8 protein-coding genes and 1 tRNA gene are annotated in these 8200 nt (G+C 60.2%); 5 read left to right on the top strand and 4 right to left on the bottom strand.

What is annotated here, in order from left to right:
- Nucleotides 1-56: 56 nt before the first annotated feature.
- On the bottom strand, nt 57-392 hold the full coding sequence (locus JL39_RS25545) for a DUF2147 domain-containing protein (RefSeq protein WP_152601275.1): 336 nt from the start codon (nt 390-392) through the stop codon (nt 57-59).
- A gap of 502 nt (nt 393-894) precedes the next feature.
- Here JL39_RS25545 and JL39_RS25540 point away from each other — a divergent pair.
- The gene (locus JL39_RS25540) at nt 895-1161 is read left to right on the top strand and encodes a sel1 repeat family protein (RefSeq protein WP_037157401.1); all 267 of its coding nucleotides are present in this window, start codon (nt 895-897) and stop codon (nt 1159-1161) included.
- Nucleotides 1162-1322: 161 nt separating this feature from the next.
- On the opposite strand, the gene JL39_RS25535 is transcribed toward JL39_RS25540, so the two are convergent.
- From JL39_RS25535 to JL39_RS25525, 3 genes are all read right to left on the bottom strand, one after another.
- Nucleotides 1323-2432, bottom strand: a complete 1110-nt coding sequence (locus tag JL39_RS25535; RefSeq protein WP_037157398.1) for a pyridoxal phosphate-dependent aminotransferase — start codon at nt 2430-2432, stop codon at nt 1323-1325.
- Between the two features lie 48 nt (nt 2433-2480).
- The gene (locus JL39_RS25530; RefSeq protein WP_037157396.1) at nt 2481-3371 is read right to left on the bottom strand and encodes a LysR family transcriptional regulator; all 891 of its coding nucleotides are present in this window, start codon (nt 3369-3371) and stop codon (nt 2481-2483) included.
- Nucleotides 3372-3702: 331 nt separating this feature from the next.
- Nucleotides 3703-4056, bottom strand: a complete 354-nt coding sequence (locus tag JL39_RS25525) for a PilZ domain-containing protein (protein ID WP_081953036.1) — start codon at nt 4054-4056, stop codon at nt 3703-3705.
- 282 nt (nt 4057-4338) lie between these two features.
- Between JL39_RS25525 and JL39_RS25520 the strand changes: the two genes are divergently transcribed.
- The 4 genes from JL39_RS25520 (at nt 4339) to JL39_RS25505 (ending at nt 8097) form a co-directional block, all read left to right on the top strand.
- The gene (locus tag JL39_RS25520) at nt 4339-5556 is read left to right on the top strand and encodes an FAD/NAD(P)-binding oxidoreductase (RefSeq protein WP_037157394.1); all 1218 of its coding nucleotides are present in this window, start codon (nt 4339-4341) and stop codon (nt 5554-5556) included.
- A 16-nt stretch (nt 5557-5572) separates the two neighbouring features.
- A complete protein-coding gene (locus JL39_RS25515; RefSeq protein ID WP_037157392.1) occupies nt 5573-6373 on the top strand; it encodes an HpcH/HpaI aldolase/citrate lyase family protein in 801 nt (266 codons plus the stop codon).
- A 170-nt stretch (nt 6374-6543) separates the two neighbouring features.
- Nucleotides 6544-6634: transfer RNA gene (locus JL39_RS25510), tRNA-Ser, on the top strand.
- Nucleotides 6635-7053: 419 nt separating this feature from the next.
- Nucleotides 7054-8097 (top strand): porin, encoded by a 1044-nt coding sequence (locus JL39_RS25505; RefSeq protein WP_037157390.1) that lies wholly within the window; start codon nt 7054-7056, stop codon nt 8095-8097.
- The last annotated feature ends 103 nt before the right edge of the window (nt 8098-8200 follow it).

Below are 8200 nucleotides of genomic sequence, written 5' to 3'. Positions count from 1 at the left end.
GGCCGCGCCGGCAGTGGTGCGGCCATTCCAATTCCTCTCAGGGAGTGGCGGAGGTGTTAGAGACGTGTCCAGGTCTGCGACTTGCAGAGGATCTTCAGAACGCAGCCCTTCATCTTCAGAGAATTGCCGCTGACCGACCCCGACCCGCTATAAGTCTTGTCCTCGGCCGGATCCGTGATCTCGCCGGAATATTCGCCATCTTTTCCGGCAAGCCGGCCGATCTGCTTGCCGGCATGCTTGCCGGTCTTCAGCATTACGCAATAGACGCTTCCGCATTTGCCGATCGCAGCGGTTTCGCCGCTGGCGGTTTTCCAGTTGCCCTCAATCGGCTCCGCAGCCTGGCCGGCGGTGGCGGCAAGTGCGAATGCGGCAGCAAGCATCAGTTTCTGCATGATAATGGCTTCTCCTCCTTGATCCCGGCAGGCCCATCGAGTCCTGCGGTGCAATTTCCCTTCGAAGCTCTCGCTCCTCCGCGCAGGCTTCTTCGAAAATTTATCTTACGCACACGTAAAGGTAAAGTCCGTCTCGCTGAAGCATTTCAACGTGCCTGAGGTGCGGATTTTTCGAAGTGTGAAGACATGAAGACCGAAATCGTGGTTACGCATCCGTTTAAATCGATTTCTAAAATTTTCGTAAAATTCGTCGCGAAATCGCGAAAATGCAAGGCATCTGATGTTTAACAAAAACCCAAGTTTACCAAGTGTTTGGACTTTGTTTTCCTCAAATTAATCATGCTTTTTAGGCGTCTTTTGGAAGGTTGGGCGCATAGTGGGCTCATCAAGACGAGCGGGTCAACCGCCGGCCTGACGGATCAAAAAACAGCCGCTTCAAGACGGTGGATCCGGACGGAAAACAGGGCAGATGAACGACAGGCTTTAGACAGGGATCAAACCGATGGCACGCTTTGAAATCAACAATTCCGAAATGGCCACCATGGGTGGCGAAACCCGCGCCGATACGTTCTGCGAAATGGGTCTGATGTATGCGACTGGCCGTGGTTGCGAGATAGACCTCGTTTCCGCTCACAAATGGCTCAACATCGCCGCGATCAAGGGGTCCGACCGCGCCGCCGAGCTGCGGGCCGACCTCGCCCAGACCATGACCAAGATGCAACTCGCCGCAGCTCTTCGCGCCGCCCGCGAATGGATGACGATGCACTGAGCTGCTCCCGGCGTGTCAGTGAATCCGCCGGCCCCGCAAGAGGTCGGACACAGAATAAATCCAGGAGGGGACGGGACTCGGGGACCGTATGGGACCTTGGCCCGACAATTTAAGACCGCGATCGGCAGGAACAAGGCCGACGCGGTCGCTTTCTTGAGGGCTCAAAATCCTTTCAGGACCTTCGGCAGCGCCTCTTCCAGGAGAGCCATATCCGATTCCGGTCCGACGCTCACGCGGATGCAGCGGTTGAGTGGCGCGACACCCGGCATGCGGATGAACACGCCGTGCTCCATCAGCCCATCGACGATCGAGCGCGCATAGGCGCCGTCACGGCCGCAATCGATCGCAACGAAATTCGTCGCCGAAGGGAGCGGTTTCAGTCCGTTGGCCGCGGCGATCCCGGCGATCCGGTCCCGCGAGGCCTTGATCCGGCCGATCACGTCGGAAAGATAGGCCTGGTCCTTGAGGGCGGCGAGCGCTGCTGCGACGCCAATGCGATTCATGCCAAAATGATTGCGGATCTTGTCGAACGCCTGCGCGGTGCCGGGCGTCGTGATCGCATAGCCCACCCGGGAGCCGGCCATGCCGTAGGCCTTCGAGAAGGTGCGCGTGCGGATGACATTCGGACGGCCGATGAGGGCGGAGATCGCCGGCATCGCGTTGGCCGGACCTGTCTCGCAATAGGCCTCGTCGAGGATCATCAGACAGGTTTCCGGCAGCGCTTCGGCAAAGGCGACGATGCTGTCGGCATCCCACCAGCTTCCCATCGGATTGTCGGGATTGGCGAAATAGACGAGCGGCGCGTTCTCGCGGCGCACGGCTTCCAGCAGTCCGTCGAGGTTCTCGCGATCGTCGACATAAGGGACAGTCACCAGCCGCCCGCCATGACCGGCGACATGGAAGTTGAACGTCGGATAGGCGCCGAAGGAGGTGACGACCGGCAGGCCGGGATCGATCACCAAGCGGACGATCAGGCCCAGCAGGCTGTCGATGCCTTCACCGACAGCGATGTTCTCGGCCTTGCAGCCGAGATGGGCCGCGAGCGCCTGCTTGAGGTCGAAATTCTCCGGATCGGCATATTTCCAAGTCTCGCCGGCGGCCGCGCACATCGCTTCGATGGCCGACGGTGCGGGACCGAAACCGTTTTCGTTGGCGCCGATACGCGCCTTGACGATCAGTCCCCGGTTGCGTTCGATGGCCTCGGGCCCGACGAAGGGGACGGTCGCGGGAAGGGCACTGATCAGCGGTGTGAAGCGCGAGAATGCAGGCATGGATTGTGTTCCGGCTTTCTAAAATCGGCACACAATAAGAGTGATTCATCAATGCGCAAGCCCGCTTGAGCCTGTTTGGGCTCTCTCACCCGCAAATCTTTTCCGCTCTCGCCCGAACAACTGGCCGAGCTTTTCGATCACGTGTCGCACCTCCGGCCGGTGCCGGTCATCGTCATTGGCGACGATCCATATCGTATAGGTCAGTTCCGGAATGATCCCGCCTTCGCGCACGAGACCGGAAAGCGCATCGCCCACGAAACAGGGCAGCACGCCTCGGCCGTTGCCGCTTGCTATCAGGTGCGCAAGAAGTTCCGGCGAGTTGGTCCAGGTGCGGATCCTGGCTTCCTGATGCTGAAAGACCCATTTGTCGGCCGGTGCATGGGAGCTTTCCGTGCCGAGCGAGACCCATCGCAGATCGTCCTCTTCGGCGAGAGCACTTGCTTTGTAGACCGCATGGGTAACGCTGACGGAGCGGCGGATTGCGATATTGCCGGATTCGGGTCTTCGCCCGACCAGCCCGACATCCGCCTCGCGATAGGTGAAGTCCATGCCCTTGTGCAGCGATTTGCAGCAGAGCCGGAAGCGATCGTCCTGCCCTCGGATGTCTGCGGTGTGTTCGGCGATGAAGCCGGATAGCCAGGCATCGGCGCCGATCGAGACGATCGGCATGGCAAAGGCCTGTCCCTTCCAGTCGGCGATGCCGTCGGCCGCCCTCTGCATGGCGCGCGCATGCTCCAGCAGGATCTCGCCGTCCGGCGCCAGCCGGTATCCCTGCGGGCTGCGCGCGAAGAGCGTCCGACCGGTCGTGCGTTCGAGCGCCAGCATGCGCCGCCCGATCGTCGGCGCACTCAAGCCTGTCCGGCTCGCCGCGCCGCTCAACCCTCCTTCCGTCGCCACGTGGAGGAAGAGTTTCAGATCGTCCCAGCCTGCATCGGTCATTGAGTTATCCTATGGATTCGCCGGTGTTCGTCCCATCGTTCATGGATGAAAAGCGGCTTTCGCCGGCGCGCCTACAAGACCGGCGTGTAGGCCATTAGCTCGGTGGCATCACATATAGATGGAGATACCGCCATGCTTCTCAACTGGGTCAAGCTCTGGGGTCGGCTGAAGAAGGAAAATGACAGGCGCGGACGGCATCCGCTTGCCGACCCCCTGGAAGGCGCCGAATGGCGCGGATTGCTATGGATCGTGCCGTTGCTTGGGCGTCTGGCAGGCAGCCAACCCAGACGACGGGCTGCAAAGACCCGCCGGATGCTGCGCTGTGAGCCGGTCAGTGGCTGGTCTCGAAACTCAGCCGGATGACGTGATGGAGGAATTCCTGGTCGATCAGCATGTTGAAGCCGACCGAAACCTTTTCCTCCTCCCGTCGGATGACCGTGCAGCCGATATCGTCATGAATGCCGAGGATTTCGAGGAAGAAATTGTTCGGCACCGGCAGATGCGGGCTGATCTCCAGTTCGGCGCCATAGAGCGAAATGGTGCGGATCAGGCAACGAAAGCTGGTCTTGGTGCTCAGATGACGGCCGACGAAGATGATCTTGCCGGGCCTGTCGATCGGGAACTTCTCGAAAGCCTTCTCGCGTGAGCCTTTCAGCCTCGTATCCTGGTCCATGACATAGGGCATGAAACCCTCCTTCTTCACTCCTGCTGTGACTATATTCCTCTTCCGCTGATATATTCTGAAACGGATCGGTAAAATTGTATGGATACCGGCAGATGGCGCCCAAAAGTCGGGCATTTGAACACAAGGAAGGCGTTTTTTCCTTCCGTATGGAGCAGTCCATAATTCAAAGCACATAATCACGGATGTCGCGTTGTTGACGGGCACGCGTCGCGGCGATACCCCTTGCGATCGGATTATCGGTGTTATCTCAACAGGAACCATGATCGACGTGGGGAGTGAGACGTGACGGGCAGGTTGGTGATTGTCGGCGCCGGGCAGGCGGGGTTTGCGCTCGCTGCGAAGCTCCGGGCCTTGAAGGACGAGCGGCCGATGACGATGATCGGTTCGGAAGAAGTGATCCCCTACCAGCGCCCGCCGCTCTCCAAGAAGTATCTGCTCGGTGAGATGGAATTCGACCGGCTGACCTTCCGGCCTGAGAACTGGTATCCCGACAACAACGTCGAGCTTCTGCTGTCGACCTATGTCGAGGAGATCGACCGCAAGGCAAAGCGCGTGCGCACGCAGGACGGCGCCGTGCTCGAATACGAGACGCTGGCGCTTGCCACCGGCTCGACGCCCCGCACGCTGCCGGCAAGCGTCGGCGGCGATCTTGCCGGCGTCTTCACCATGCGTGACAAGCGGGATGCCGATCTGCTGATGGGCGAGATGCGGCCCGGCCGGCGACTCCTTATAATAGGCGGCGGTTATATCGGTCTGGAGGCGGCTTCGGTCGCCCGCCATCTCGGCCTCGAAGTGACGCTGATCGAAATGGCCGACCGCATCCTGGCTCGTGTCGCGGCTGAGGAAACCGCCGATGCGATGCGCGCCATCCATCAGGCTCACGGCGTCGTCATCCGCGAAAAGACCGGCCTGCATCGCCTGACAGGCGAAAATGGCAGGGTTTGCGCCGCAGAACTTTCCGACGGCAGCACGATCGACGTCGATTTCGTCATCGTCGGTATTGGCGTCACCCCGAACGACCTGCTGGCGCAGGACTGCGGCCTGGAGGTCGGCAACGGCATCGTCGTCGACGAATTCGCCCGCACCTCCGATCCCTCGATCTTCGCGATCGGCGATTGCGCCATGCTGCCTTGGAAGGGCAAGCGGATCCGTCTCGAATCGGTGCAGAATGCCGTCGATCAGGCGGAAGCCGCCGCGGCGATCATGGCCGGTGGCAATGCGCCCTACGACGCAAAACCCTGGTTCTGGTCGGACCAGTATGACGTGAAGTTGCAGATCGCCGGTTTCAACATGGGCTATGACGAGACGTTTGCGCGGCCTGGTGCTCGCGAGGGGAGCCTGTCCGTCTGGTATTTTCGTGAGGGAAAGTTCATAGCTGTCGACGCGATCAACGATGCGAAGGCCTATGTGACGGGCAAGAAGATGCTCGAAGCCGGCATCGAACCGAACCGGGCTGTCCTTGCCGATCCGGCCGCAGACCTGAAGCAGCTTCTCGTTTGAAGGGAATGTGAACGCCATGCCGGCTCCCAGGAATCATTTCAAGGCAGCGCTGAAGGCCGGTCGGCAGCAGATCGGCCTCTGGCTCAACATGGGGGAGGCGCTGACGGCCGAGATCGCCGGCACGGCCGGCTTCGACTGGCTGGTGATCGATGGCGAGCACGGACCGAACGACCTGCGCAGCATCATGGCGCAGCTCCAGGCGCTTTCCGCCTCGCCCTCGGAAGTGGTCGTGCGGCCGCCGATGGGCGAGACCTGGTTCATCAAGCAGCTGCTCGATATCGGCGCCCGAACGCTTCTGGTGCCGATGGTTGATTCGGCAAGAGAGGCGGAAGAGCTGGTCCGCGCCGTGCGCTATCCGCCGAGGGGCGTTCGCGGCGTGGGCGCTGCCGTGGCGCGTGCCTCCGGCTTCAACGCCATTCCCGACTATGCCGAGACGGCGGCCGACGAGATCTGCCTGATCGTCCAGGCGGAAACCATGGCTGCGATTCGCGATCTGGAAAACATTGCGGCCGTCGATGGCGTCGACGGCATTTTCATCGGCCCGGCCGACCTGTCCGCCGACATGGGCTATCTCGGCCGCATGGAAGCGCCGGAAGTGCAGGAAGTGATCGACAAGGCGATCGTGACGATCGTGAAGGCCGGCAAGGCGGCCGGCATCCTCACCTTCAGCGAATCACTGAACCGTCACTATCTCGATCTCGGCGCGTCTTTCGTGGCGGTCGGTGCCGATGTGACGGAATTTTCCGGCGCACTGAAGGCGCTTGCGGCACGTTATGGCCGCGCCGCGGGAAAACCGGCGCCGCGCCCCGGCTACTGAGAATCCCGTCCGGCAGCGATGGGTCCGGGAATCCTGTCAGCCCGGGTGGAAGCCATCGAGAGTGCTGCCCGGCGAGGCGCGAATCCCCATTTTGATTCGCCTAAAAACTTTGCTGCCGCTGTCACAAAAGCCTTGCATTCACGGGGGCTCTAACATAGGTAGACCGCGACGGAGAGGTGGCCGAGTGGTCGAAGGCGCTCCCCTGCTAAGGGAGTATACGTCAAAAGCGTATCGTGGGTTCGAATCCCATCTTCTCCGCCATTTTCCGGCTAAATGGCCTTCTTTATCCTGTATACAACCTCCCGCCTTGATTGAAGTGTTACCATGTGGACACGGCCGGATACGTACGACCGATCGCGCCTCCGAGCGATTCTTCCGATGCCTGAGCCATCGCCGCTAAGTGACTGTCAGATAAGCTCTTTCTTAACAAAGTGTAAAATAATGCCCGGCGCCGCCGGCAGCTTTGTGTCCTTTCGGCAACAGACTGTCGGGAAGCGGGTTTCGAAAAGGTCTCAGGTTCAAGTTCCGGATTGCATGCCCTCTGTCGTCTTGTATTTTCACATCCGGAAGCGAGGCGGTGGATCGTCCTTCTTCTGGCAATCGACGGGGATGGGGCAGGGAACGCTGTCCTTCAGCAAAAAGAACCCAAACCCACACGAAACTTTGACTGGAGGTCAAATATGAACATCAAGAGCCTTCTTCTCGGCTCCGCTGCTGCCCTCGCAGCAGTCTCCGGCGCTCAGGCTGCTGACGCCATCGTTGCTGCAGAACCGGAGCCGATGGAATACGTTCGCGTTTGCGACGCATTCGGCACGGGCTACTTCTACATCCCGGGCACGGAAACCTGCCTCAAGATCAGCGGTTACGTCCGTTTCCAGGTTGATGTCGGTGATGAAGTCAACGGCTTGAACGCTGGCGACTGGGATGCTTGGACCCGTGGTCGCGTCGAATTCCAGTCGAAGAGCGACACCGAGCTCGGCACGCTGACCGGCTTGATCGCAATCCATGGCGAAGCTTCCCGTGATGCCGTCAACAGCTCTGCTGGTGACAACTTCTACTTCGACGAAGTCTACATGTCGCTCGGCGGCTTCAAGATCGGTGACTACTACAACTGGTGGGATAAGGGCATCAACGGCGAAACCGACTCGCTCGGCCAGAACACCCGCACGACGGCCGTATCGTATACCTATACGGGCGATGCTTTCTCCGCAGGTCTTCAGGTTGACGAAATTAGCCGTCCGGCTGGTGCAAACGGTGATGGTCAGGGCGTAGGTATCGAAGCCATCGTTTCCGCGAAGTTCGGCGCTGCTGCGTTCGACCTCCTCGGTTCTTACGATATCGAAGCTGAAGAAGGCGCAGTCCGTCTTCTCGGTTCCGCTCCGGTTGGCCCGGGCACGCTCCAGGCTGCTGCTATCTGGTCGTCTGGCGAAGGCAATGGCGCCACTCTCCAGAACTACTGGAACAAGTCTGAATGGACGACGGCTGTTTCCTACGCCTTCAAGGCCACGGACAAGTTCACCGTTACCCCCGGCTTCCAGTATTACTGGAACGGCGTAACCGGCCCCGGCGATTTCGAGGGTGACAACTACTTCCAGGCTGGTTTGACGCTCGACTATGCGATCACGGCTGGTCTCGCCACGAAGGTCTCCGTTCAGTACGCCGACGAGCATGATGATGTCGATGAAGCCTGGAGCGGTTTCTTCCGCCTGCAGCGCACCTTCTAATCTGATCGGATTATCCTGATCGGTGAACTCCTCCGGCCTCGCCGGGGGAGTTTTTTGTTGGTGCGCCAGGCATGGCGCGTGGTGCGAGAGCACCGTTTGGCCG

The sequence above is a fragment of the Rhizobium sp. YS-1r genome, from assembly GCF_000757525.1.
Classification (GTDB): Bacteria; Pseudomonadota; Alphaproteobacteria; order Rhizobiales; family Rhizobiaceae; genus Neorhizobium; species Neorhizobium petrolearium.
Note: the sequence above shows the minus strand (reverse complement) of the source record. Positions and strands in the feature narration are given on the sequence as shown.